The organism is Haloterrigena salifodinae, from assembly GCF_003977755.1.
GTDB lineage: Archaea > Halobacteriota > Halobacteria > Halobacteriales > Natrialbaceae > Haloterrigena > Haloterrigena salifodinae.
In genome coordinates this window covers 909,097-933,355 of the sequence record NZ_RQWN01000002.1, presented here as the reverse complement: position 1 = coordinate 933,355, position 24,259 = coordinate 909,097, and the positions used below count along the sequence as shown (strand labels likewise).

Annotated in this window: 24 protein-coding genes; 11 read left to right on the top strand and 13 right to left on the bottom strand. The window is 66.4% G+C overall.

Annotated features, from left to right (window positions below):
• Positions 1-83: 83 nt before the first annotated feature.
• The 4 genes from queC to EH209_RS13210 all read right to left on the bottom strand — a co-directional run bounded on the left by queC (position 84) and on the right by EH209_RS13210 (position 2,731).
• The gene (gene queC, locus EH209_RS13225) at positions 84-815 is read right to left on the bottom strand and encodes a 7-cyano-7-deazaguanine synthase QueC (protein WP_126663332.1); all 732 of its coding nucleotides are present in this window, start codon (positions 813-815) and stop codon (positions 84-86) included.
• A gap of 32 nt (positions 816-847) precedes the next feature.
• Positions 848-1,666 carry a 7-carboxy-7-deazaguanine synthase QueE gene (locus EH209_RS13220; protein ID WP_126663331.1) on the bottom strand — a complete coding sequence of 273 codons (819 nt, stop codon included), beginning with the start codon at positions 1,664-1,666 and terminating at the stop codon, positions 848-850.
• 1 nt (position 1,667) lies between these two features.
• Positions 1,668-2,186: a 6-pyruvoyl trahydropterin synthase family protein gene (locus EH209_RS13215; protein WP_126663330.1), complete on the bottom strand. Its 519-nt coding sequence runs from the start codon at positions 2,184-2,186 to the stop codon at positions 1,668-1,670.
• Between the two features lie 188 nt (positions 2,187-2,374).
• Positions 2,375-2,731, bottom strand: a complete 357-nt coding sequence (locus tag EH209_RS13210) for a winged helix-turn-helix domain-containing protein (RefSeq protein WP_008896640.1) — start codon at positions 2,729-2,731, stop codon at positions 2,375-2,377.
• A gap of 168 nt (positions 2,732-2,899) precedes the next feature.
• On the opposite strand from EH209_RS13210, the gene EH209_RS13205 reads away from it, so the two are divergent.
• A complete protein-coding gene (locus EH209_RS13205; protein WP_126663329.1) occupies positions 2,900-3,586 on the top strand; it encodes a competence/damage-inducible protein A in 687 nt (228 codons plus the stop codon).
• Between the two features lie 34 nt (positions 3,587-3,620).
• Here EH209_RS13205 and EH209_RS24965 read toward each other — a convergent pair whose 3' ends face one another.
• A complete protein-coding gene (locus EH209_RS24965; protein WP_267878308.1) occupies positions 3,621-3,746 on the bottom strand; it encodes a hypothetical protein in 126 nt (41 codons plus the stop codon).
• A 188-nt stretch (positions 3,747-3,934) separates the two neighbouring features.
• Here EH209_RS24965 and EH209_RS13200 point away from each other — a divergent pair, with 188 nt between their 5' ends.
• The 4 genes from EH209_RS13200 to EH209_RS13185 all read left to right on the top strand — a co-directional run bounded on the left by EH209_RS13200 (position 3,935) and on the right by EH209_RS13185 (position 8,192).
• On the top strand, positions 3,935-5,095 hold the full coding sequence (locus EH209_RS13200) for an ATP-NAD kinase family protein (RefSeq protein WP_126663328.1): 1,161 nt from the start codon (positions 3,935-3,937) through the stop codon (positions 5,093-5,095).
• Positions 5,096-5,214: 119 nt separating this feature from the next.
• Positions 5,215-6,246 (top strand): phosphate uptake regulator PhoU, encoded by a 1,032-nt coding sequence (locus tag EH209_RS13195; protein WP_126663327.1) that lies wholly within the window; start codon positions 5,215-5,217, stop codon positions 6,244-6,246.
• A 76-nt stretch (positions 6,247-6,322) separates the two neighbouring features.
• Positions 6,323-7,612 carry an MFS transporter gene (locus tag EH209_RS13190; protein ID WP_126663326.1) on the top strand — a complete coding sequence of 430 codons (1,290 nt, stop codon included), beginning with the start codon at positions 6,323-6,325 and terminating at the stop codon, positions 7,610-7,612.
• Positions 7,613-7,688: 76 nt separating this feature from the next.
• Positions 7,689-8,192 carry a DUF5797 family protein gene (locus EH209_RS13185; protein ID WP_126663325.1) on the top strand — a complete coding sequence of 168 codons (504 nt, stop codon included), beginning with the start codon at positions 7,689-7,691 and terminating at the stop codon, positions 8,190-8,192.
• 153 nt (positions 8,193-8,345) lie between these two features.
• Here the strand turns inward: EH209_RS13185 and EH209_RS13180 are convergent, their stop codons facing one another.
• The 3 genes from EH209_RS13180 to EH209_RS13170 form a co-directional block, all read right to left on the bottom strand.
• A complete protein-coding gene (locus tag EH209_RS13180; protein WP_211338360.1) occupies positions 8,346-8,780 on the bottom strand; it encodes a hypothetical protein in 435 nt (144 codons plus the stop codon).
• A gap of 161 nt (positions 8,781-8,941) precedes the next feature.
• Positions 8,942-10,000 carry a DUF5787 family protein gene (locus EH209_RS13175; protein ID WP_126663323.1) on the bottom strand — a complete coding sequence of 353 codons (1,059 nt, stop codon included), beginning with the start codon at positions 9,998-10,000 and terminating at the stop codon, positions 8,942-8,944.
• A 108-nt stretch (positions 10,001-10,108) separates the two neighbouring features.
• Positions 10,109-10,543, bottom strand: a complete 435-nt coding sequence (locus EH209_RS13170) for a bis(5'-nucleosyl)-tetraphosphatase (protein ID WP_008896631.1) — start codon at positions 10,541-10,543, stop codon at positions 10,109-10,111.
• A gap of 227 nt (positions 10,544-10,770) precedes the next feature.
• Here EH209_RS13170 and EH209_RS13165 point away from each other — a divergent pair, with 227 nt between their 5' ends.
• The 3 genes from EH209_RS13165 to EH209_RS13155 all read left to right on the top strand — a co-directional run bounded on the left by EH209_RS13165 (position 10,771) and on the right by EH209_RS13155 (position 13,227).
• The gene (locus tag EH209_RS13165) at positions 10,771-11,106 is read left to right on the top strand and encodes an uS10/mL48 family ribosomal protein (RefSeq protein WP_126663322.1); all 336 of its coding nucleotides are present in this window, start codon (positions 10,771-10,773) and stop codon (positions 11,104-11,106) included.
• 136 nt (positions 11,107-11,242) lie between these two features.
• The gene (locus EH209_RS13160; protein WP_126663321.1) at positions 11,243-11,833 is read left to right on the top strand and encodes a DUF302 domain-containing protein; all 591 of its coding nucleotides are present in this window, start codon (positions 11,243-11,245) and stop codon (positions 11,831-11,833) included.
• A gap of 110 nt (positions 11,834-11,943) precedes the next feature.
• Complete coding sequence (locus EH209_RS13155) at positions 11,944-13,227, top strand: amidohydrolase (RefSeq protein ID WP_126663320.1); 1,284 nt, start codon at positions 11,944-11,946, stop codon at positions 13,225-13,227.
• A gap of 74 nt (positions 13,228-13,301) precedes the next feature.
• Here EH209_RS13155 and EH209_RS13150 read toward each other — a convergent pair whose 3' ends face one another.
• The gene (locus EH209_RS13150; RefSeq protein WP_164722043.1) at positions 13,302-14,120 is read right to left on the bottom strand and encodes a DUF4397 domain-containing protein; all 819 of its coding nucleotides are present in this window, start codon (positions 14,118-14,120) and stop codon (positions 13,302-13,304) included.
• Positions 14,121-14,555: 435 nt separating this feature from the next.
• Positions 14,556-15,959 carry a geranylgeranyl reductase family protein gene (locus EH209_RS13145; protein ID WP_126663319.1) on the bottom strand — a complete coding sequence of 468 codons (1,404 nt, stop codon included), beginning with the start codon at positions 15,957-15,959 and terminating at the stop codon, positions 14,556-14,558.
• Between the two features lie 216 nt (positions 15,960-16,175).
• Between EH209_RS13145 and EH209_RS13140 the strand changes: the two genes are divergently transcribed.
• A complete protein-coding gene (locus tag EH209_RS13140; RefSeq protein WP_126663318.1) occupies positions 16,176-16,511 on the top strand; it encodes a 2Fe-2S iron-sulfur cluster-binding protein in 336 nt (111 codons plus the stop codon).
• A 57-nt stretch (positions 16,512-16,568) separates the two neighbouring features.
• Here EH209_RS13140 and EH209_RS13135 read toward each other — a convergent pair whose 3' ends face one another.
• The gene (locus EH209_RS13135) at positions 16,569-17,747 is read right to left on the bottom strand and encodes an MBL fold metallo-hydrolase (RefSeq protein WP_126663317.1); all 1,179 of its coding nucleotides are present in this window, start codon (positions 17,745-17,747) and stop codon (positions 16,569-16,571) included.
• Between the two features lie 110 nt (positions 17,748-17,857).
• Here EH209_RS13135 and EH209_RS13130 point away from each other — a divergent pair, with 110 nt between their 5' ends.
• The gene (locus tag EH209_RS13130) at positions 17,858-18,496 is read left to right on the top strand and encodes a rubrerythrin family protein (RefSeq protein ID WP_126663316.1); all 639 of its coding nucleotides are present in this window, start codon (positions 17,858-17,860) and stop codon (positions 18,494-18,496) included.
• Between the two features lie 171 nt (positions 18,497-18,667).
• On the opposite strand, the gene ftsZ is transcribed toward EH209_RS13130, so the two are convergent.
• Together ftsZ and EH209_RS13120 are read right to left on the bottom strand one after the other, a co-directional pair.
• Positions 18,668-19,843, bottom strand: a complete 1,176-nt coding sequence (ftsZ, locus tag EH209_RS13125; protein ID WP_126663315.1) for a cell division protein FtsZ — start codon at positions 19,841-19,843, stop codon at positions 18,668-18,670.
• Between the two features lie 157 nt (positions 19,844-20,000).
• Positions 20,001-21,329 (bottom strand): D-aminoacyl-tRNA deacylase, encoded by a 1,329-nt coding sequence (locus tag EH209_RS13120; RefSeq protein ID WP_126663314.1) that lies wholly within the window; start codon positions 21,327-21,329, stop codon positions 20,001-20,003.
• Positions 21,330-21,703: 374 nt separating this feature from the next.
• Between EH209_RS13120 and EH209_RS13115 the strand changes: the two genes are divergently transcribed.
• Positions 21,704-24,193: a PAS domain S-box protein gene (locus tag EH209_RS13115; RefSeq protein WP_126663313.1), complete on the top strand. Its 2,490-nt coding sequence runs from the start codon at positions 21,704-21,706 to the stop codon at positions 24,191-24,193.
• Positions 24,194-24,259 lie beyond the last annotated feature (66 nt).

Genomic DNA, 24,259 nt, shown 5'->3' with positions numbered 1-24,259 from the left:
AGCAACTACTCATGGCCGCCCATAAAATATGAGGGGACACATCCCGAGATAAATCCTCGTTCAGTTACACCCGCAAAAACCGGTCATTCGTCCACGTACGACGGCCGCTCGGCGTACTCGATAGGATCGCGGACGCCGATGTTCTGGAACGCCTGCAGGCGGAACGCGCAGGCGTCGCAGGTGCCACAGGCGGGTTCGTTCTCACGGTAACAGCTCCAGGTATGTTCGTAGGGGACCTCGAGACCGACGCCGTGTTCGGCGATATCTGTTTTCGACCATTCGACGAACGGCGCTTCGATCGAGATGTCGGTCTCGGGTTTCGTCCCGACGTCGACCACGTTCTCGAAGGCCTCGAAGAACTCGGGACGACAGTCCGGATATCCCGAGAAGTCCTCGCTGTGGGCGCCGATGAAGACGGCCTCGCAGTCGTTGGCCTCGGCGTAGGAGACCGCCATCGCGAGCAGGTTCGCGTTCCGGAAGGGGACGTACGAGGTGGGGATCTCGTCGCTGTCCATGTCGGCGTCCGCGACGGCCATCTCGTCGTCGGTGAGACTCGAGGCACCGATCGCCGAGAGGTGCCCGGTTTCGATCTGCAGAAAGTCCGCGGCATCAAGTTCGTCGGCCAGTCGGCGGGCGCACTCGAGTTCGCGGTCCTCGGTGCGCTGGCCGTAGGAGGTGTGCAGGGCGTAGATGTCATAGCCCCGGTCGCGGGCCTCGTAGGCGGCGGTGGCGCTGTCCATGCCTCCCGAAAGGAGGACGGCGGCGCGTTTCTCGGTCGATTCGTCTCCGTCAGTTGCGGTGGTCGCGTCGGTCATCGTAGTGTTCGTGGTCGAACGGTCGTCGGTCGCTACGTTTCGGGCGCGTCGTTCCAGAGGTCGACGTGGAGCCGCGGGGTGTACCGGAAGCCGTGCTCCATCGCGAGGTCGGCGACGCGAGTTCGGGTCTCCGCGAGGCGCTCTCGAGTCGCGCCTTCGGGCATCAAGAGGACGTCGTCGTCGCGGATCGGGACGTCCGCAACGTCCCGGAGCTCCACGAGCAGGTCGAGAATCTCGGGCATATCGTCGCCGTCGGTGACGACGAACTTCAGCTGGAACTCGTAGTCCTCGACGAGACCGGCCAGCGCCTCGAGATCGATCCGGTCGCGCTCGTGGCGCTCGGCCCACCGCTCCGCGTCGGCCTCGTCGGCGTCGTCCGGCGCGCGCTCCGGTGTCGGCGTGCTGCTCTCGAGTTTCGGGCTGATCGAGGCGAGGTCGATCGGCGCGTCGCGATCGATCGTCCCGTTGGTCTCGACGGTGGTGTGATAGCCCCGATCGTCGAGCGCTTCGAGCAGCGCGACGCTCTCCTCGTGGATCAGGGGTTCGCCGCCCGTGAGCACGACGTGGTCGGCGTCGTGGGACTCGATCTCGGCGAGGATCTCCTCGAGGCCGAGCCACGCGTGGGTCGGCTCCCAGGAGGTGTGGTAGGAGTCGCAGAACCAACACCGAAGGTTACAGCCGCTCGTGCGGACGAACACCGACGGGACGCCGGCGAGGGTGCCCTCGCCCTGCAGCGAGTAGAACAGTTCGTTGATCGGGAGGCCGTCGTCGGGACGCTCACCGCGGGTTCCCGAACCGTCTCGAGCGTCCTCGCCCTCGCCGTCGCGGTCGACGGAATCGGAGACCGGCATCTCAGAACCGGCCGCCCCCGCAGAGTTCGCTGGTCTCGTTGACCTGCACCTGGACGTCTGAGACGTTCTCGGGGAGCGCAGCTGCGAGCTTGCGCTCTAAGAGCACGCTCATCACCTCCGCCGTCGGCGGATGCTCGAGGACGACGACCGCGTCGCCGTCGCCCGAGGCCTCGAAGGCCTCGATCAGCGGATCGCCCGCCTCGAGGAGGAACCGGTGATCCCACTCGTCGATGACGTCGGTAATATCGCCCTTGTCGGCGACCCAGCCTTCCGCGGCGAGTTCGCCGACGACGGTGACGGCGACCTCGTAGTTGTGGCCGTGCGGGCGCGCGCACTTGCCGTCGTGGTGGCGGATCCGGTGGCCGGTGCTGATCCTGATCGGTCGGTCGTGGCCGACCCGGAGGACGCGTTCGGTGCCGACGACGGGGTCCTGCTCGCGGCTCGCGGCGTCGCCGCTCGCTACCGTCGAGGTCTCGTCGGTCGCGGCCGCTGGATCGGGTCCGTCGGACGGTTCGGTCATACCACAGTATTCCCGCGGGATTACTTAAGGATGACCGAACCGTCGACGGCGATCCGTTCGGACGACCGTCTACTGGCGTCGACTCGAGTCACAGGTCAAAACGAACGTTCGACTCGTCGGTCGAGTCCGACCGACGTCTCCCATCCCTGATTCGATTCGTCGTTCCTCGGTCGCTCGAGACGGTTCGGCTAGTCCCTGAGCTGATCTTGCAGTCTGTTCTTGGCCTCCGTTCGGCGCTTTTGAGAGAGTTGTGGGCGATCCTTCGAGAAATCGACGTCGATCTCGTCTAAGGTTCGCCGGTAGATATTCGTGCGGCGTCCCTCTTCGGAGAGCTGTCGCCCCTCACAGGTCAACAGTCCGGCGTTGACGAGTTCCTCGATGCGCCGATAGCACGTCGCGATCGGAATCTCGATATCCTCGCTCAAGGCCTGTGCCGACTTCGGTGTTCCCGCCGCGCAGAGGATCTCTGCGCTGTACTTGTTCCCGAGTGCCGAGAGGATCGCGCTCGAATCCGCCTCGGTTCCATCCGTCCGACTCTGAGACATCGTTCACTCTCTAATGAATTATCAAAATTGAATCTTGTGGTTACCTGACCGGTCCAGTTATATACCAGTCTGAAAAGCAACTGATTGCGCCTCGACGAGGGATCTCGAGAGTCGACCGCGGACCGGCGCCTCGATACTCGTTTCAATCCGGGGCCCGAACGATCACGTATGAACGTCGCGGTCGTCACGGTCGGGGACGAACTGCTCGCCGGGCAGACGACGAACACGAACGCCGCCTGGCTCGGCGCACAACTCGACGAGCGCGGCGTCTCGGTCGAACGCGTCACCACAGTCCCGGACCGAATCGGCGATATCGCCCGCGTCGTCAACGAGTACCGCGCCGAGTACGACGCGGTCATCGTCACCGGCGGCCTCGGACCGACCCACGACGACGTCACCATGGAGGGCGTCGCCGCCGCGCTCGGGCGCGAACTCGAGGAACACGCCGAGGCGCTCGCCTGGCTCGAGGAGTCGGGCTACTCGCGGAACGACCTGACCGCGGGGACGGCGGACCTGCCGGCCGGCGCTCGAGCCGTACACAACGACGAGGGGGTCGCCCCGGGCGCGGTCGTCGAAGATATCTACGTCCTTCCCGGCGTACCGGCCGAAATGAAGCGGATGTTCGAGTCGATCGAATCCGAGTTCGCCGGCGCACCGACCTACCGCGAGGAAGTCGTCGCCGACGAACCCGAGAGCGCGTTGCTCGACCGGATCGCTGGCGTTCGCGATCGATTCGACGTCAGCGTCGGAAGCTATCCGGGCAATTCCGTCCGACTCGCCGTTCAGGGGACCGACGAGGAGACGGTCGCCGAGGCGGCCGCGTGGCTCCGCGAACATGTCGAACTCGCCGAGTAAGACGGTGGTCGGCCGTCGGTGGCCGTCGGGAGCGTTATCGGTAGAGGTACGCGAGCCAGACGATCGTTACGAGGAGGCTGAGGATCAACGCAACCCAGCCGACGACATCCATCGGTAGCTCCGTCCCTTCCGCGAGCACGACCTGCGTAACTGTGTCCATGCTCCGCGGTCCGTCCCCTGCCCCCTTAACCTTTCAGAAAATCGGCGCGTCGTTCGGCGGACGTTCGATCGCGGTCCGCGGGCGCGACCCGCGCCGCCGCGCCCGTCGGGGCGTGCTGAGCGAACGAGACGCTGGAAGCGTGCTCGAAACACCATACGGCTTATTGATCGGCTTCGCCTACGTCCGCCATGGACTCGCTCGGCGTGGTCGTCAATCCGATCGCGGGAATGGGCGGTCGGGTCGGACTGAAGGGAACCGACGGCAAACTCGAGGAAGCGCGCCGCCGCGGGGCCGAACCGCGGGCGCCGGAACGGGCACGCGAGGCGCTGCGGTCGCTGCACCGGCGGGCGCCCGACGTCGCCGTCTACACCGCGGCGGGGATCATGGGCGAGCGGGCGGTCCGCGACGCCGGCTACGAACCGATCGTCGTCTACGAGCCGACGACCGACGACGCCGCCCCGGCCGACGCGACCGCTTCTGCGGACGACGATACCGATTCGAGCGACGCGTCCTCCCCGGTCGACCCGGCGACTGCCGAGACGACGGCCGCCGACACGCGGGCCGCCGTCCGGGCCTTCCTCGAGCGCGACGTCGACCTGATCCTGTTTGTCGGGGGTGACGGCACCGCGGTCGACGTCGCCGACGTGCTCGAGGAGACGGCGGGCGACGAGACGCCGATGCTCGGCGTCCCCGCCGGCGTCAAGATCTACTCGTCGGTGTTCGCCGTGACGCCAGCGGACGCGGGCCGGATCGCCGCCGAGTTCGACCGCGCGGCCGACCGCGAGGTCAACGACATCGACGAGGACGCCTACCGCGAGGGCGAGGTCCGCTCGCAACTCGAGGCCATCGTCCCCGTCCCCGTCGCGCCGGATGTCCAGTCGAGCAAGCAGGTCTCGAGTGGCAGCGTCGACTCGCTGGCCGCGGGCTTCGCCCGCGAGGTTGACCCCGAACGCACGTACGTCTTCGGCCCCGGCAGCACCGTCGGCACGATCGAACGAGAACTGGAGATCGACCCGTCGCCGCTGGGCGTCGATGTCTGGCGCGACGGCGAGGTGCTGGCCCGTGACGCGGCCGAGAGCGATATTCTGGACGTCCTCGAGGAGCCGGCGACGATCGTCGTCTCGCCGATCGGCGGGCAAGGGTTCGTCTTCGGGCGCGGCAACCACCAGATCTCGCCGGCGGTCATCGACCGCGCGGACGAGATAGAGGTCGTCGCGTCGGGGGCGAAACTCGACGGAATCGACGCGTTGCACGTCGACACGGACGACGAGGCGATCGACGAGGAGCTACGGGGGTGGCTGCGGGTGCGGACCGGCCGGTTCACGACGCGGCTCGTGAAGGTCGTCTGAGGGTTAGTTGTTTAAGGTACGTGCGATTCCGTCCAACACAATCATCCATATAACTATCCGACCCGGATATAAGGTGCATATAGTCAAGATTAAGGTCGTGTCTTTCCTTAGGATGTCATATGGAAACGCGGAAAGTGCAACGACTTGGGCCGTCGACGCTCGCGATGACGCTTCCCGCCGAATGGGCGTCCGAACACGACGTCGAGAAGGGTGACGAGGTGTCCCTGCGGACCAGCGGCAAGGGGACGCTGACTGTCATGCCCGAATCGGCTAGCACCGAAGAGACGGAAGCGATCATCCACGCGGACGACTTAGACGCCGACGCCGTCGAGCGTGCGATCGTCGCTCAGTACGTCCTCGGGCGGCGCGTCATCCGCATCGACACCGAGGACGGCGCCCTCGACTCCGACCACATCAACGCCGTCTACCAGGCCGAGACCCAGCTGATGGGGCTGGGCGTCATCGAGGAGACGCCCGAGAGCATCTCGATCCGCTGTTCGGTCGACCCCGAGGACTTCACGCTGGACAATCTCCTCGAGCGCCTCGAGCGGACCGGCCAGACGATGCGCGGCGAGGGGATCAAGGCGCTGGCCCACGGCAACCCCGACCTGGCCCAGCGGGCCTTAAACCGGGAGCGACAGGCCAACAAGATCTTCGTCCTCCTGTTGCGCCTGATCTTCACCGCCTACCAGAACCCGAACCTCGCCCGCGCGGTCGGACTCAACAGCGGCTTCCCGCTGATCGGCTACCGCTCGATCGCGAAGAACTTAGAGCTCACCGCGGACAACGCCGAGGACATCGCCGAGATCGTCATCGAGACCGAGGGCCACAGCCTGAATGTCGATAGCTCGGTGATGCGCGACATTCGCGAACTGAACGACCTGGTCGACGAGATCACCTCGATCGCCGTCGAGGCGGCCGTCGAACGCGATTACGATAAATCGAATCAGGTTCGGAAAATGTTCCACGACGTCTCCAGTAAGGAACAGGAGATCCTCGACGAGCTTCCGGAGATGTCCAACGAGGACCTGCTGCGGGTCCGCGAGGTGCTCGTCAGCCTCCAGCAGACCGCCCAGTACGCCATGCGAAACGCCGAAATCGCGGCCAACCTCGCGCTCAACGAGGAGTCCGAGCACACGACGATCAACTGACGGCGAGTCGCTCGTCTCGCCTCGAGCGGGTTTCGGTTCGAAACGCTAATCGGACGCGATATCGCACGTAGTGTCGATGCGGGAGCTTCGTCGCCGAATCGTTGCCCAGTTTGCCGTCGATCGTCGCGTCCTCGCGCTGGCCTTCGCCCGGATGGCCGACGGCATCGGCAACTCGTTTCTCATCATCGTCATTCCGCTGTACGTGACCAGCGACGTCGTCGGCGGGGCGACGTTCGGACTGGGCGAGTCGATGCTCATCGGCGTCATCCTCTCGCTGTTCGGCTTTCTCAACAGCAGTTTCCAACCCTTGACGGGTCGACTCTCGGATCGGACGGGACGGCGCAAGTCGTTCATCCTGATCGGGCTCGCCGGCCTCGCGGTGACGAACGTCGCCTACGTGTTCGCGGATACGTACCTCTCGCTGCTCGTCGTCCGCGGGCTACAGGGGGTCAGCGTCGCCTTCATCATCCCGGCGTCGATCGCGCTGGTCAACGAACTCGCGACGAGTCAGGACCGCGGCGGGAACATGGGCGTCTACAACACGTTCCGGCTCGTCGGGTTCGGCTCCGGCCCCATCGCGGCCGGCGCGCTCGTCAACCTGGGTCCCTACCGGCTCCCCGCGGGCGTGACGCTCAGCGGCTTCGACGCGGCCTTTTACCTCGCGACGACGACGGCGCTGATCAGCTACGGGCTGGTGACGCTGCTCGTCGCCGATCCCGAGGCGACGAAAGCGAATGCCGGCGCCGACCTCTCGATCGATATCCGGGATCCGTCGGGCGAGCACCTGCTCGATCCGATCTTCACCCTCGGGGTCGTCTCCCTGTTCATGGCCGCGGCGATCGCGCTGTTCGCGACGATCCAGCCGCAGGTCAACGCCCGCCTCGAGCAGGGCTCGACGTGGTTCGGCCTCCAGTTCGCGGCGTTCATCCTCGCGCAGGTCGCCCTGCAGACGCCGATCGGCCGGGCCTGCGACCGGTACGGCCGTCGGCCGTTCATCCTCGCCGGGATGCTCTTCCTGATCCCGACGACGTTCGTCCAGGGCTTTCTCGCGTCGTCGGTGCCAATGTTCCTCGCCCGTCTCGGCCAGGGCGTCGCCGCCGCGATGGTATTCGCGCCCGCGCTCGCGCTGGCCGGCGACCTCGCGGGCGAGGGCGAGTCCGGGTCGAAGCTCTCGATTCTCACCATGGCCTTCGGCTACGGGATCGCCGTCGGGCCGCTGACCTCCGGCGCGCTGATCGGCTACGGGTTCAAAACGCCGTTTCTCTTCGGGACCGCGCTGGCCGCCCTCGGCGCCATTCTCGTCTACACGCAGATCGAGGAGACCCTCGAGTCGACGCGGTCCGTGCCGGTCGTCGACGACGATTGAGCCCCGGTCGACCGCGGGACCGCGATCACACCGCGGGACGCAACGCAAAAGTAGCGGATCCGCATACGATGCGACGATGACGCTCTCGGAGGAGGCCACAGAACGGTTGGCGGACGTGGTGGAGCTACAGCCGACGAAGAACTCGGAACTGCAAGAGCGGTGGGACATGGAGAGCGGCAGCGAGGTCCACCAGTACCTCGAGAACGAACTGGGCGACTACTACTTCCGGGACGACAACAGCCTGATCCGCGCGACGACGGAAGCGAACGACCTCGTCGACGTCGAACCCGGCATCGAGAGCGATCCCGAGGACGAGGGCGTCCCCTCCCGGATCCGGGTGCCGGAGCTGCAGACGCAGATCGTCGCCGTGCTGGCCGGCCCCGAGGAGGAGTCCGAAAGCGTCGTCTCGGTCCTTCACAAACTGCGCGACGGGTTCGATGTCGACCCCGAAGCCGAGGACGTCCGCTCGGGGCTCCAGAGCCTGCGCCGCAAGGGCGTCGTCGAGGTCGAGTACCGCACCGTCCCTACGTTCCGCCTGACCGTCGACCGCGAGGAACTCGAGGTCGAGAGCTCCGAGTAAGATCAGTTTCTCGGGCTGGCGTACGGTATGGACGTATCGCGAGTTTTGCGAAAAAGACGCTCCCAGTAGTTGGTGAGACGGTTTCGTTATTCAAAGAGAGACGTGGGCCTCGCATTCAGTATAGGAGCACCCATCGTTCGTACTAACGGGCGATCAGACAGCAGGGGCCCCATCTACACTAGCACTGAACGGTTCGCCATCATCAGGAGCGAGGCCGATGTATAGAACAGGGTCACTGACAGGGGTTCGAAGATTAAACTCAGTAGTCACGGTTCCTCGGCCCTCAATCGTAATCTCTGCTGTGTAGTTTCCGCTCTCATCAGACGTTGGTATGCTTTTGTCTGCTCGTACAATCCGATCGTCTCCTTGCGGTTCGGGGGCTGTGATATTCGTCTCTGAAAGGACAGTCCCAGTGTCGAGGTCTCTAACGACGATCGTGGCGGTTATACTTTCGTTCAGGCTATTGTGTACAGTCAGCTGCTTTACTTCATCGTACTGTGCAGGCTGATTGTACGGGTCTTTATTCTTGTCATCGGTATTATTTGTTGACTCTGCGTCGCTTGTGATACAGCCAGCGATGAGGGTCATACTCGGAATAGACGCAAGAAATGTCCGCCGTTTCATATTCTCGCCTACCGATGTGTAATATAAGTGTTTTCTGGAAGGGGAGCGTTCGATGAGCGCACGTCCCTAGCGGACTGTCCGACTCAATTCCAGGTAGAATTCTGAATACGAAATCGCACTCCGATCTACTGCTCTAATCCCGGTCGACGCCGTCGTCGTCGATCCTCGAGCAACCGCTGACACCGTTTCCCGGGGCCGCCCTCGATCGGCCAGCCGCGCGTTCGCCAGACGGGTGGCTCAGGCTCGAACTCGGCACAGCCGCCGGAACACTCCGCGGCCGTCTGGCACCGCCCCTTCGCGGCGCAGTAGGGCTCGAGTTGCAGGCCGTCCTGCGAGCGCAACTCGAAGTGCCGACAGTCGGGGCGCATCGTATCGGCAAACGAGCGCCAGCCGCGTTCGTAGGCGCGCTCGGCGATCTCGAGGCGCGTCGCTCGCTTCGCGTCCGGATCGACGTACTCGAACCGCGCCGCGGAGCCGTCCCGGCGACCGCCGTCGGGTCGCTCGAGGATCCGCGTGCCGGGGTCGTCGACGGCCAGCGAGCGGGGGAACCACGCAACCTCGGCGTTTAGGGTTTCGGGCTCGAGCGCGAGGATCCCCGTCCCGACGGGTAGGTCCTCGAACAACGCGCGCTCGACGGGGTCTCCCGTCCGCCGCGTGGCGACCCAGACCTCGTCGGCCAGCCCGACGGCGACGTCGTACTCGAGTTGCGAGCCCAGCGCGCGGGCGGCGCTGGCGTCCAGATCGGGTTTGTTCTCGATCGCGACGATCCGCCGAACCCAGTCGTCAGGATACGGCCACTTCCGGCGGATCTCGATGCGATTCCCGTTCTTGCGCGTCTCGAGGATGCCGCGGTCGTCGGCCCGGTGGATGGCCTCGCGAACGTAGCGCCACGGGTAGCCGGGATGGGGGAGACAGTCGCGGTAGTAGCTCCACTCGGCGGGGGCGTTGCGGACGACGTGCAGGAGGTCGCCGTCGAGACGTTCGGCGCCGAATTGCGCCCGCTCGCGGAGCGCTTCGGGGTCGCACTCGAGGACGATGGTGTCCCAGCGGCGACGTTTCGTGCCGAGCTGTCGGGCGACGACGACCGCGTGGTCGTCACTGGCGGGCTCGTCGGGCGGCCAGGCGCGTTCCGCCCAGCGGCAGGTCCGGAGTTCGAACGCGAACTCGGTCGTGTACCGGTCCACGACTCGGCTTCGGACCGCGCGAGCAAAAGCGCTACTCGATAGAACGCCGCCGACTGTTGTCGGCGAGATCGAGAACCTCCGTCGGCCTCGCGGCCGTTCGAACCGGTCCTACTCCTCGTCCTCCTCCCGTTCGTCGAGGAAACCGTGGGCCTGCTCCAAGATCTCTCGCGGACCGTCCTGCGTGACGGTGTTTACTGCCTGTTCGTAATCGCGCCACTGAAGGTCGCGATGTTCGTTCGAAAGTTCCGCGCTCGCCTCGAAGGACTTCGCCACGAAGAGGTGAACGGTCTTGTGGATCGTCTTGCCGTTCGCCTCGAAGACGTAGTCGTAGTCCTCGCGAAAGCCGTCGAGGAGCCGGAACTGCTCGATACCTGCCTCTTCCTTTACTTCGCGGATCGCCGTCTGCTGTAGCTCTTCATCTCCTTCGACACCGCCCTTGGGAAACTCCCAATCGCCTGGGCGGCTCTTGAGTAGAAGATACTCGCGCCGGCCCCGCGTATCGCGGAAGAGGATCGCGCCTGCGCTCGTAGCTTCGACTGCCATTAACTGGGCTAACAGGTGCGACGTTAAGAGAATATCGGACTGTTCGTCCAGCGTATACGGTTTGCCGTGCCAATTCGGTAGCCGTCGCGGTCGAACGCTCGCCGTTTCCGGGGCGTTCGACCCGGTTCACGAATCGTTCGCCCATCAGCGTACCCGACTCGAGCGGTGCCCGCGCGCCATCTCAGCAAGCTTTTACGCCCCGGCCGTTGACGAATGGACGACCAGCCATGACCTTCGTGACCAGTCTGACGCTCCAGAGCGGCGATCGCGCCGCGCTCGACGCCATCGTCGACGACATCAAATCGACCGCCGAACGCAAGGGCGCCGCGCTGAAAGGCCCCCACTCCCACCCCCCGGAGAAACACTCCGTGCCCCAGCACTGCCGGCTCCACGCCGACGACGAGCGGCGATTCTCCTCGTGGAGTTACACCGTCTTCACCCGCGAACTCGAGATTCACGGTCACGACAACCTCGCGCGCAACATCGCCTCACAGAACTTCCCCGACTCGGTCCACATCGAGGCCGAGGTCGAGCAGATCCGCGGCGCCGGCCAGAGCAACTGAGCGCACCCACGACGCGACTGCGGTTTCGATCTCGAGTCTCTCTCGACCCCGTTTACGATCGTTTCACCGGCCAAATGTTCCGTTAGCCGAGCATACGCCCGCATAACTACCAGCGGGTCGCTAGAGCCTCGAGACGATGACGGACGATCGATCAGACACGGCACGACGACGGTTCCTGAAAGCGCTCGGCGCGGGAACAGCGCTGGGTATCGGTGCATCGACGACGGTCACGGCCGGTGGCGATGGCGACAAACCTGCGTCGACGACGGCCGCGGCCGCTGGCGACGACGCCGACGGCCCGAAGACGGCACTCGACGACCCGGGACTGATAACCGCAGAGAGTGACGCCGACTTCGAGACGACCGTTGCGCGCGTCGAACCGGCCCTTGAGGAGCGAGACCTGCTGCTCGTCGCGACGATCGACCACGCGGAAAACGCCGAGTCGGCCGATATGGACCTCCCGCCGACGACGCTGTTCCTCTTCGGCAATCCCGCGGTCGGGACGCCGCTGATGCGGGCGAGTCGCTCGGTCGCGATCGACCTCCCCCAAAAACTGCTCGTCTGGGAGGCCGACGGGCAGGTGTTCGTGACCTACAACGACCCGCAGTATCTGGCTCGCCGGCACGACCTCGCGGGAGTCGACGACCAGCTGACGGGCGTCGCCGACGCACTGGCCGACCTCGCCAGTGCGGTCGCCGGTACCGGATCCAGTGCCAGCGAAGACTGACCGATCGACGCCGTGCCGCTCGTCTCGAGCGGTCGGTCGTGACGGGCCCGTTGCCCGCGAACCGTGCGAAGAGGTGCAGTACTTTTGACCCGTCACGACGAGGAACAGGTATGAGCACGGACGACCTTGTTTCGCTGCGCCGGGATCTCCACCGGCGACCCGAACCGGCCTGGTGCGAGTTCTACACCACCGCACGACTCGTCGACGAACTCGAGTCCAGACTTGGCGACGACCTCGACGAACTCCACATCGGTCCCGACGTCATCGCGGGCGACCACCGGATGGCCGTCCCCGACGAGTCGGAACTGACTCGCTGGCTCGAGCGGGCCCGCGAGACCGGCGCCGACGAGGAGGTTCTCGAGTCCCTCGCGGGCGGATACACGGGCGCCGTTGCCGTCCTCGAGCGCGGCGAGGGTCCGACGGTGGGCCTGCGCGTCGACATCGACGGGCTCCCGCGCGAGGAGAGCGACGCTTCCGACCACGCTCCCGCCGCGGAGGGCTTCCGCTCGGAACACGAGGGCGCGATGCACGCCTGCGGCCACGACGCCCACGCAACCATCGGGATCGGCGTCGCAGAGCGGATCGCCGCGAGCGACGACTTCTCGGGGACGCTGAAGGTGTTTTTCCAACCCGCCGAGGAGGTCGTCGGCGGCGGCAAGTCGATGGCGAAGAGCGAGCACATCGCGGACGTCGACCACCTGCTCGCGATCCATATCGGACTCGATCACCCGACCGGCGAGATCGTCGCCGGCATCGACGGTTTCCTCGCCGTCCGCCACCTCGAGGCCGAGTTCACGGGCGAGTCGGCTCACGCCGGCGGCCACCCCGAACAGGGGCGCAACGCCGTCCAGGCGATGGCGACGGCCGTCCAGAACCTCTACGGGATCCCGCGGCACAACGACGGCAAGACCCGGATCAACGCCGGCGTCGCCGAGGGCGGCAGCGCCGCCAACATCATCCCGGACGAGGCTCGCATCCTCGCGGAGGTCCGCGGCGAGACGACCGAACTGATGGAGTACATGGATCGAAAGGCGCGCCACGTGGTCCGCAACGCGGCCGAGATGCACGAGTGCGAGGTCTCGTTCAGCCTCGGCGCCGAGGCGCCGAGCGCGACCAGCGATCAGGCGCTGGTCGATATCGTCGCCGACGTCGCCGGCGAGACCGCGGGCGTCGAGAACGTCCTCGAGCGCGACGAACTGGGCGGTAGCGAGGACGCGACGTACCTCATGCAGGCCGTCCAGGAGAACGGCGGCGAGGCGTGTTACGTCGGCATCGGGACCGACCACCCCGGTGGCCACCACAGCGCGACGTTCGACGTCGACGAGGCGAGCATCGCCCACGGCGTCGACGTCGTCTCCGGCGCGATCGAGCGACTCGGCCGCGGGCGGCCCTGAACGGGTTCCGAGGTAAAAAAACCGATCGAACGGCGTCGATCGACGGCTGGCGGCTCAGCGCCGACGCCGTCGGATCAGTGGTCGCCGTCGCGGTCGACGACGACCTCGAGGTCGAACGGCGCTTCGACCGGGGCCGATTTGGGCGCGAGGTAGCCGACCGCGAAGGCCGAGGAGACGGTCCCGGCGTCGGGTTCGACGTCGAACGTCGCGACGACATCGCCGTCGTTGGTTTCGGTCGCGGGCCGGACCTCGAGGGTGTACATGTCCGCGGGGACCTCGACGGCGGCCGCGTCGCCGAAGGCGGCGCCCTCGAACAGCACCGTCTCGCCGTCGCCGGCGGTGACGTCGACCGCGGGGGCGTCCGGCGAGGCGTGGACGAGACGAATGCGGGCCTTCTCGCCCGGGTCGCTCAGGTCGTCCTCGAAGACGGCCACCTCGAATGGCTGGTTTTCCTCGGCGAGTTCGCCTACCGCGGCGACCGTGTAGTCGCCCTCGCCGACCTCGAGGTCGTCATCGAAGACGACCGTGTCGGGATCCCCGGCGGCCGTGATCTTGACCGCGTAGGTCCCGGGCTCGAGTTCGAGGTAGTCGCTGACGGCCCGGTAGGGGACGTCCTCGAGGACGGCGTCGCCGTCGACCCAGACGTCGACGTTCGGCGCGTCCGGGGAGAGGTGGGCGACGCGGACGTTCCCCATAGTCGCGTCCATCTCGTCGCTTTCGGACTCATTGTTCATGTTCTCGGTTCCGTTCTCCATGTCATCGCCGTTCGCCCCGTCGTCGGACATCTCCTCGTCCTCCGAACCGTCGCCGCCACCTACGCAGCCGGCGATCGCGACGATACCGGTGGAGCCGATCAGAGACAGTGCGCGTCGGCGCGTGTGATTCTGTGTCACGATACTATGTATCAGACAGCCCTGAATCACGAGTTTCCCTAACAGTGGAGGGTTTTGGTCAGTGCTCGGTTCCGTCACGAGAGTAGGAATGTCCTCAAACGACCCACTATGTCAATTTGGACATATATAGCCTCGAATTCTCTGGCCAGGAGTGGCCTCCGGACACTCCGAGGAGGCCACGACTTAGGGGAGGGCAGGTCCTCGCCCGATAGCGACCGTGAGCGAGGCCGCAGGCCGAGCGAACGGGCCGACGACCGATGTGGGGTGCGCGGCGCGTAGCGCCGCGTATGGCGAACGGCGAAGCCGTGAGCCGGGACGCGAAGCGCTCAGAACGGAGGGAGGAGTGCTTTTGATCGACCTTTTACCGAGGAACGTCGCGCTGTGCGGCAGCTACGCTGCCGTCAGCGTGATAAACCGCAGAGTAAAAGGTCGGTGTTAGTATTTCGGGTCGGCCCCGGTCGTCTCGTAGACCTTCTCCATCAGGTCGTCGCGGCGTTGCTGCCAGTGCTCGAGGGCGGCGGGGTGGTGGGGGTACTCCTCGTAGAGTTCGAGCAGGTCGTCGGCGCGGCGCTTGGTCCGGAAGAGATTGATGATCGTGCCCCAGTGGCCGTAACTCTCGTACAGGCTCTCTGCGGCGAGTTTCGGACCGATGCTCGTGCTGCCGGAGTACAGCGCTTCGGCGAGTTTCTCGCCGGGCATCGCGGCGAGCAGCCCCATCAGGTCATCGACGTCGACGGCCGTCGAGAGGATGTTGTAGACGTCCAGCGCGGCGTAGCGCGCGCCGAAGTGGTCCATCACGCGCTCGTTGTACTCCCAGAGGGTCTTCTCGCTGACGTCGCCGGTCTCGAGGCCCTCGACGGCGGCCTCGGCGGCGTACTTGCCGGCGTAGGCCGCGCCGGCGATGCCGCCGCCGGTGGTGGGGTTGACGTGGCCCGCGGCGTCGCCGACGGCCATGTAGCCCGGATGAACCGCGGAGTCGTAGGGCCGGCGGGTGGGAAGGGCCGCGCCGAGTTTGTCCTCGACCTCGGCGCCCCGGAACTCGGGGCGGTTCTCGAGGTCGCGTTTGAGGTCGTCGACGAGTTTCATCGGCTCCTCGGTCATCTGGAAGCCGAGTCCGGCGTTGATCTCGGTGTCGGTTCGCGGGAAGTACCAGAGGTAGCCCGCGGCGCGTTCGGTCGGCTTGAACACGAGCGCGTCGTCCCACTCGACGGGGTCGTCGACGCGGACGACCTCGCGGTAGGCCGAACAGAAGTGGCTGTAGTTGACGTTCGTATCGAACGTCGACGTCGAGAAGTCGACGTTGTCCTGCAGGACTGACAGCGACCCCGCGGCGTCGATGACGACGTCGGCCTCGTAGGTGCGGGATTCGCCCTTTCGCATTGCTTCCACGCCGGTGACGCGGCCGTCGTCAGCTTGCGTGACGTTCTTTACGACCGTATCGTAGTGGAAGTCGGCGCCCGCGTCTGCCGCGCCCTCGATGATCAGGCGGCCGTACTCCCAGCGGTCGATGACCGCCAGTTCGCCGGGGATCGGAATCTCGAGGACGGTGTCCTCCTGGGGGATCTCGAAGCGGCCGTGGTCGACGCCCGTGTTGGTGAAGGCGGGTTCGATCTGCGATTTCGGAATCGACTCGGGGAAGGCGTCGGCGCCCTTCAGGGCGTCCCCGCAGGCGATGTGGCCGGCTTCGTCCTCGGTCTTGCGCTCGAGGACGACGGCGTCGTACCCCTCGCGTGCGACGGTCGCTGCGGCGTAACACCCTGCGGTCCCCGCGCCGACGACGACCACGTCCGGCGAGTGGGTCTCGGACGCGGCGGCCGTCGACTGCTCCTGCGTACTCATACTAACAGTGTCTACACCACGGGGAGAAAACGTTTTATGTGTTATTTGTCGGCATCGCGAGGGCAAAAGCGGGAGCCGACGGCCCGGTCTCCGTCGTCGTTCGGTCGCGAGACGGCATCGACGGTCCGAACAGGTTCCGCTGTGCGAGTCTCCTTGCTCCTATCACGACACAGATGTGAATAAAGAGTTTTAGTGAGGTCGTCCGTATCGGTTGCTATGACTGAGTATACGGTCGAATTCGTCGGGACGGGTGAGACGATCACCTGTTCGGACACGGAGACGATCCTCAGCCGGTGTCTCGAGGAGGGCATCGCCCAGGAGTACTCGTGTCGCGTCGGGATGTGTCTGGCTTGCTCGGCGGAGATCGTCGACGGCGAGGTCACCCAGCCCGCGGCCCGCGGCCTCACCGAGGCGGAAGCCGAGAACTACGCGCTCACCTGCATGGCGCGCCCGCAGTCCGATCTCAAACTCGACCGCGGCAAGTACCCGCCGAGCATCGAGAGCGACCTCGAGGCCGACGGCCCGAACGCCGGCGCAACTGCGGACGACTGACCGTTCGCGACGGTAGTACCCGTTCCTTCTCGCGCGGTCGCCCGACGAGCGTTCCGCTCACTCGGCGACCGCGCAGTTGTTCGGCCCGAGCTCGAGTTCGAACGCCATCTCGGCGTCGACGTCCTCGCGGCCGAGATTCGCCGCGACGATGCGCTCGTGGTTGGACGGCCGCGGCGGGAGGTTGCTCGTAGCGTGCTCGACGAACGCGGCTTCGTCCATCGAGAACGCCGCGAGTCGGTCGCGCAGCGAGCCGAAACGAGCGGTGTAGGTCCCGTCGTCCCGGGGGTCTGCGGCGTCGCTGTAGTGGCCCGGCGCGATCGTCGTCTCGTCCGGGAGGTCCCCGAGTCGCTCGTGCAGCGTCTCGTACAGCCGTCGAGCCGCGTCGGATGCTCCGTCGTCGCCGCGTTCGAGGTCCGGTCGCCCGACGCCCTCGAGAAAGAGCGTGTCGCCGGTGAACAGCACGTCGCCGAGCCGGTAGGAGAGCGACTCGGTCGTGTGGCCCGGCGTCGCCACCGCGGTCAGCGTCGCCGAGCCGATCTCGAGTTCATCAGCAGTGGAAAGGGCCGTCGCGTCGAACGCGAGGCCGCGATCCGTTGCGCCCTCGGGAACGACCGGCTCCGCGTCAGTTCGCTCGGCGAGAGCGCGGACGCCGCTGACGTGGTCGGCGTGGACGTGCGTGTCGACGGCGGACCGGAACTCCGCACCCCGGTCCGCAGCGTCGTTGACATATCGATCGGCGAACGCGCGGAGCGGGTCGATCACCGCCGCCTCGCCGTCACTGTAGATCGCGTAGGCGAGACAGCCGCTCGAGGGCCGGTCGTACTGGACGACCGTCGCGGGCGCGTCGACCTCGAGTTCGCGGGCGAGGGAGAGGTCGGCCCAGGCGTCCATCCCACCGGCGAGGTTGCTGGCGTCGAGACCGGCGTCCCGGAGGAGCCCGACAGCGTGTGCGCTGGCCTCCCCGCGTCCACAGACCGCGACGATCGGTTCCTCGAGGTCGTCGACGAGGTCGGTCACGCCGCCCCTCGCCTGCGCCTGGATGAACTTCATGTGGGGGATCTGGACGGCCTCGACGCCCTCGCCCTCGAGGTGCCAGCGCTCGAACTCATCGCGGTCGCGGACGTCGAGGACAGTAACCCCGTCGCCGGACCGCAACCGGTCGGCCAACGCCTCGGGTTCGATCGAGACCTGTTCGCGTTCGTCTGCCGGCTCCGCAGGCTCGCTCCCGTCGGTCATGGGCGTCAGTACGCCGCCGCGACGGTTAAGTCGTGGCTCGAGGTGGGGTGCCCCACCAGCCCCGCTGAACCGCCACCAACGTTCAACACGATCCGTGGTGTCGAAGGGGTATGAACGCCGACGGATTCCGGGACGCGGTCGAGGAGTCGATGGACAGCGAACTCGAGCGACTCGGGTCGTCCAAACTGCTCGTCGCGCTCACCGACGCCGATCTGACGGTCGAAACGGTCCTCCGAACGGTCGCCGACGGCGAACGCGCCGCGATGGAGACCTTCGAGGGCTGGGCCGACGACGAGGATCACGAGGACGCACAGGAACTGTTCGCCGAGTTCCGCGATCAGGAGCGCGACCACTACGAGCGGGTCGCGGATCTGCTTGAGGGCGAGACCGACGCCGATGCCGACGCGACTGGCGGACCGATGCACGAGACCCTCCGATCGCTCGAGGACACGTCTTCCCGCCTCGGCGGACTCGTCGGTCGGTCGATGGTCGGCGAGCGGACCCACCTGCAGGTCGTGAGCTTCTTCGTCAACGAGGGCGACGAACGCCGAGCCGATCAGTTCCGGGAGCTGCGAAGCGAGACGGCAGCGCAGGGCGACCGGGCGCTTGAGCTACTCGAGGACGTCTGCGACGAGGACGGAGACTGGGACCGCGCTCGAGACGCGGCCGAGGAGGTAGTCGAGGTCGCGTACGACGCGTACGCGGGCTCGCTGGACGAGATGGGAATCGACCCGAAACCGATCTGCTGAGGCGAGTACGACGAGTGTTCCTCGAGTCCGACGGCGTGCTCCGCTCGGGCGGAGTTGTCACAGTTCTCACTCACAGCCTACGGCCCCGAAACTCGAGTACAGACGACTAGAAGTGGTGAAGATGGACTCCCCTCCCGATCCGCTCTGCGGTCGAACGGCTCGCGATCGCGGTCAGTCGACGAAGTCGATGTCGTCGCCGCCCGCCTGGCCGGTCATCTCCGGTTGGACGGTCTCCTCGTCGGGGCGGCCGTAGATCTGTGGCGACTCAACGCCGGTGACGACGATCATCGTCCGCATGCTGCCCTCGAGGCTCTCGTCGATCGAGGTCCCCCAGATGATGCGCGCGTCGGGATCGATCCGGTCGTAGATCTCCTCGACGACGCCCTCGGCCTCCTCAATGGCCATGTCGTTGCCGCCGGTGACGTTGACCAGCGCGGAGCTCGCGCCGGAGATGTCGACGTCCAGCAGCGGGGAGCGCAGCGCGGTCTTGACCGAGTCCTCGGCTTTGGCCTCGGAGTCGGATTCCCCGAGACCGATCATGGCGACGCCGCCGCGTTCCATGACGGTGCGAACGTCGGCGAAGTCGAGGTTGACGAGGCCGGGCTTGGTGATCAGTTCCGTGATACCCTTGACGCTACGCATCAGCACCTCGTCTGAGACCTTGAACGCCTGTCGGACGGGCAGTTTGCCGACCGAGTCGAGCAGGCGGTCGTTGGGGACGACGATGACGGTGTCCGAGACGTCGCGCAGGCGCTCGAGGCCCGCTTCGGCGTTCGTCCGTCGGACCTCTCCTTCCGCGGTAAAGGGCGTCGTGACGATCGAAATCGTCAGCGCACCGGCCTCGCGGGCGGCCTTGGCGACGACGGGCGCGGAACCGGTCCCGGTCCCGCCGCCCAGTCCCGCCGTGACGAAAACCATGTCGGAGCCGTCGATGGCGTCGTAGATGTCCTGCTGGCTCTCGAGGGCGGCCTCCTCGCCGACCTGCGGGAGCGAGCCGGCGCCGCGGCCGCCGGTCTTCTCCTCGCCCATGAGGATCTTGGTGTCGGCCTCGATCTCTACGAGGTGCTGGACGTCGGTGTTGGCAGCGACGAGTTTCGCGCCGTGGATGCCCTCCTCGTGCATGCGGTTGACCGTGTTCCCGCCGGCGCCGCCGCAGCCGACGACGGTGATATCGGTCTGGAGATCTTGGAGAACGTCCTCGAGTTCGTCGTCGGTCATCGTCCCTGTCCGGTGGCCGTCTGACGCGTCGCCCGCGGACCGGTCGTCCTGGGGTGGAGCGTCGTCGGGGATCTCGGACTGCTCCCCGGTTTCGGCCTCGTCGATCGCATCGTCGATGATGGAGTCCATTCTTGGCACTGTCTAGAAGATGGAGCATAATTACCTTTCCCCTACACGTCAGCCGCATGTCTGACACAATCCGGGAAGGGTATCTATCACCTACCCGATTCCACGAATCCCGTCCCCGGGTGCAGTAACCGGCGCTTACTGCGTTCGTTCTGTCCGGTTACTTCGGGAACCGATCGGTTTGTTGACGCCGAACTCTCTGCGGACTGACCGTTTCACCGTCGACGGTGACGGGCTCGCCGTCGGCGAGCGCGCCGAACTTCGGCCCCTCGGGAACGCCGATCTCGCGCGCGAGTTCGGGATCGAACGCCGTCCGCTCGGCGACGACCGCGTCGTCCGCAACGATCACGTCGTCGTACTTCTCCTCGAGGACGACCGCGAGCGCCGCGACGATGGTCTCGCGGACGGCCGCCTCGTCCGCGGCCGGAACCGCGGCGCGCGACCCGACGCGACTACCGCCGTTCTCGGTGGCGAAGGCGACGGCGTTCGATTCGACGATCTCTCGCACGCGGTCGGGATCGATCCCCTGTGCGGCGGCGACCAGTTCGGCCGGCAGGTCGACGACGTCGAACGCGTCCGTGCGTCGGTCGCCGAATCGAATTCCGTCGTCGATGCGCCCGAGATTCGCCTCGACGGCGTCGACTAACTCGAGCGGTCGATCGTCCACCTCGCGGAGCCAGGTCTCGCTGACGAGCCGGTATCCCAGGTCCTCGAGCGTCTCCTCGAGAACCGGCCACTCGCCGTCGACGAGGGCTACCGCTGTCTCGCTGGCCGCAAACGCGGCGTCGAGTACGTCGCGGTGGGTCGTCGGGTGGTCCATCGCCTCGAGCGCCCAATCGGCCGCGACGTGGCCGACCGCCCACTTGGTTTCGCGGACGACACGCTCGAACCGCGGCGCATAGTGGTTGCCGCCGAAGCCGACGACTTGCCGACCGCGGTGAGGGTCGATGCCGCGGAGGTCGAGAATCGCGCGGGCGACCGCCTCGGCGCCCGCGGGGTCGTCCCACTGCTCGTCGCCGCTGCCCAGTTCCGCGAACAGGGAGGGACAGCCGACGTCGGTGGGACCGTGGTGGGTACACTCCATGCCGACGTCGTACCCCTCGGGGGCGTGCTCGTTGAAGGCCTCGAGCAGGCGCGCCAGCGCGTTCGGACACGCGTCGGCGACGGCGTTGGGCTCGCCGCCGAACTCTGCGGGGCCGAAGTTCCCCGTGAAGTGGCCCGTCAGCAGCGGTCCCGTGTCGCCGGAGTGGCGCGAGGCGAAGACCAGTAGGTCGGGGTCGCAGTCGAAGGCGTCGACCGGGGACTCGAGTTCGAGGTGGAAGTCCTCGAACGACCGGAGTTCGGCGCCCTCGAGTCGGTAGTAGGTCCCGCCGCCGTCGGCGTCGGGCCGGGAGCCGTCCTCGAGGGCCTCCCAGTCGGCGAGGTCGCGGAGCTGGTCGCAGACGTGGACCGACGCGCGGTCGGCCCGGCTCTCGACGATAGCGATCACGCGAGAGCGTCGGTACCGAGCGGACGAATAGTCTGCGTTTTCGAGTCGGATCCGCGGGATCCGGCCGTCGATTCGGGGAGCGTTTTCCCAACTCGAGGTGTGAGTCGCTTCTGTCCGTCCGGTTCGTCTGGGCGTGCGACCGTTTCGGCAAATAACGGAGCCAACGGTCGCTCACTCGGTCGACCGGCTGCCACCCGGGACTGTCGTCGCGCCTCGTTTCGATACCGGACTCTTATAACGATATTCGAAGACCAGTATAAGTACGTGGCACAGGTCACCGTCGGTTTTTCCGCGCTCCGAATGGTAACTGGTAACGGGAACCACCGGGCCGAACACGGCCGGACCGAACGTGTTCTGAACACACCAGCCAACCAATGACAGACTCTCCTCCGGAATGCGACGGCGAGACGAACGGAACGACGACCGGATCGGACGGCGACGACCGCCCCGAGTTCACTCTCGACGTTCGCCGGCTGGCGACGCGCCTCCCCAACTACGCCGTCTCGATACTCGATGGGGACGGTCGCGTCGCCACGTGGAACGAGAGCGTCCGAGCGCTCACGGGATACGAGGAAGCCGAGGTCGTGGGTCGCCACTACCGGATCTTCTTCCCGTCCGAAGAGCGCACGACCGGTCGGCCGGCGCAGATACTCGAGCGTGCACGCACCGAGGGGCGCGTCGAAGACGAGGGCTGGCGCCGCCGGAGCGACGGCAGCCGGTTCCGGGCTCGCGAGGTGATCGTCCCGGTTCGGGAGAACGAGATCGCCGACTCGGGGGCGTTCGACCCCGACGCGACCTCGCGTGGCGCGGACGAGTCGGCCGGCGACGTCGTGGCCTACGCGAGCTTCCTCCAGGACCGGACCGACGAGTACGAACGCGAACGGACCCTCCGCGAGGAGAAGGCGTTCGCGGAGAGCATCTTCGAGGCCCAACCGGACGTCGTCTACGCCTTCGACGCAGAGGGGAACTTCCTCGAGTGGAACGACCGCGTTCTGGAGGTGACAGGATACACGGCGTCGGAACTGGCCGAGATGGGGCCCACCGAGTTCGTCGTACCGGAACACCGCGAGCGCATCGCCGACGGGATCCAGCGGATCCTCGAGGAAGCGGCGTACGTCTCCGTCGAAGCGGACCTGCTCACGAAAGACGGTCGTCGGATCCCCTACGAGTTCAACACGTCCCGGATCACCGACGACACCGGCACCGTCCTGGGCTTTACCGGCGTCGGTCGCGACGTCAGCGAACGCGAGGCCCGCGAGCGGGAACTCCGCGAGGAGAAGGCGCTCACCGAGAGCATCTTCGAGGCTCAGCCGGACATGCTCTACGCCTACGACACCGAGCAGAACCTGATCCACTGGAACGATCGGTTCGAACAGGCGACGGGCTACGACCCCGACGAACTCGAGGGCATGCACCCGCTCGAGTTCATCGCCCCGTCTGACCGCGACCACATTGCCAACGCCATCGAACGAATCCTCGAGGACGGCGACCGCGTCACGGCCGAGGGAGGGATACTGACGAACGACGGCGAGATCGTTCCCTACGAGTTCAACAGCGCACGGATCACCGACGACACCGGCTCCGTCCTGGGCTTTACCGGCGTCGGCCGCGACATCACCGGCCGCAAGGCCCGTGAGCGGGAACTCGAGCGGTTAGAGCGGCTCAACGCGACGATCAGGACGATCGACGAGGCGATGGTCACCGCCGAGACCCGCGACGAGATCGAATCCGCGATCGTCGAGACGTTCGCCGACGCGGCGGCCTACCGCTTCGCCGCCATCGGTCGCGTCGATCGGGCCGTGACGAGCGACCGGCAGCTCTGGGAGCCCCAGGTGTGGGACGGGATCGACGCGAGCGCGGTCGAGACCGTCCTTCCGTCGTTCGTCGAGCCCGGTGACGAGTCGCTTGAATCGGCGCTCAAGACGGAGTCTGTACGGTGTTATCACGGCCTCCGCGAGAGCGACGTCGACGACTGGCGCCGCGACGCTCGCGAGCGCGACTACGGCGCGGTCGCGGTCGTCCCGATCACCGCGAGCGGTCGCACCTACGGGCTGCTCGTCGTCGGCGCCGCCGAGTCCGCAGCGTTTACCGACCGCGAACGGGAGGTCCTCCAGGAGTTCGGCGGCACGATCGGCCACGCGATCAACGCGATGGCAGTCCGGCGACTCCTCTATCAGGATACCGTCGTCGAACTCGAGTTCGAGTCCACCGACCGGCGGGACATCTACGTCGACTGCTCGGCCCGCCTCGACTGCCGGTTCTCGATCGATCACGTGTTGCCGCTGACTGACGAGCAGTTCGTCCACTACGTGACCGTCGCCGGCGCCGATCCCGACAGGGTCCGGTCGGTCGTGGCCGACTACGACGTGGTCGAGGAGCTCCGGGCGGTCGACACCGACGGGGACGAAAGCCACTGGGAGGTTGTCGTCGCCGGGGCGACGATCACTGGCTTGCTCGCGGATTACGGGGCACGGGTGCGCTCAAGAGTCGCCGACCGCGGTGTCTCGACGACCGTCGTCCAGACCAGTCCCGACATCGAGATCCGCGACCTCGTCGACGCCGTCACCGTGGCCTATCCCGAGGCGGAGTTCGTGTCGAAACGGACCGTCGAGCGGCCCGTCGAGACCGGCGGCGACTTCCGCCGCCGGGTCGCCGAGGAGTTGACCGAGAAACAGCGGACGGCCCTCGAGGTGGCCTTCTACGGCGGCTACTTCGAATGGCCGACGCGAAGCAGCGACGCCGGCGAGATCGCCGATCGGCTTGGGATCGCCCGCCAGACGTTCCACCAGCACCTCCGGGTCGCTCAGGCGAAGTTACTCACGGCATACTTCGAGGGCGGGAACGGCCCTCTACGGGGAGAATGAGCAAATTCCGTCGCGGTATCTCTCAGTCATACCAGAGCACGCTGGTACAGTCCTTTCCAGCATCGA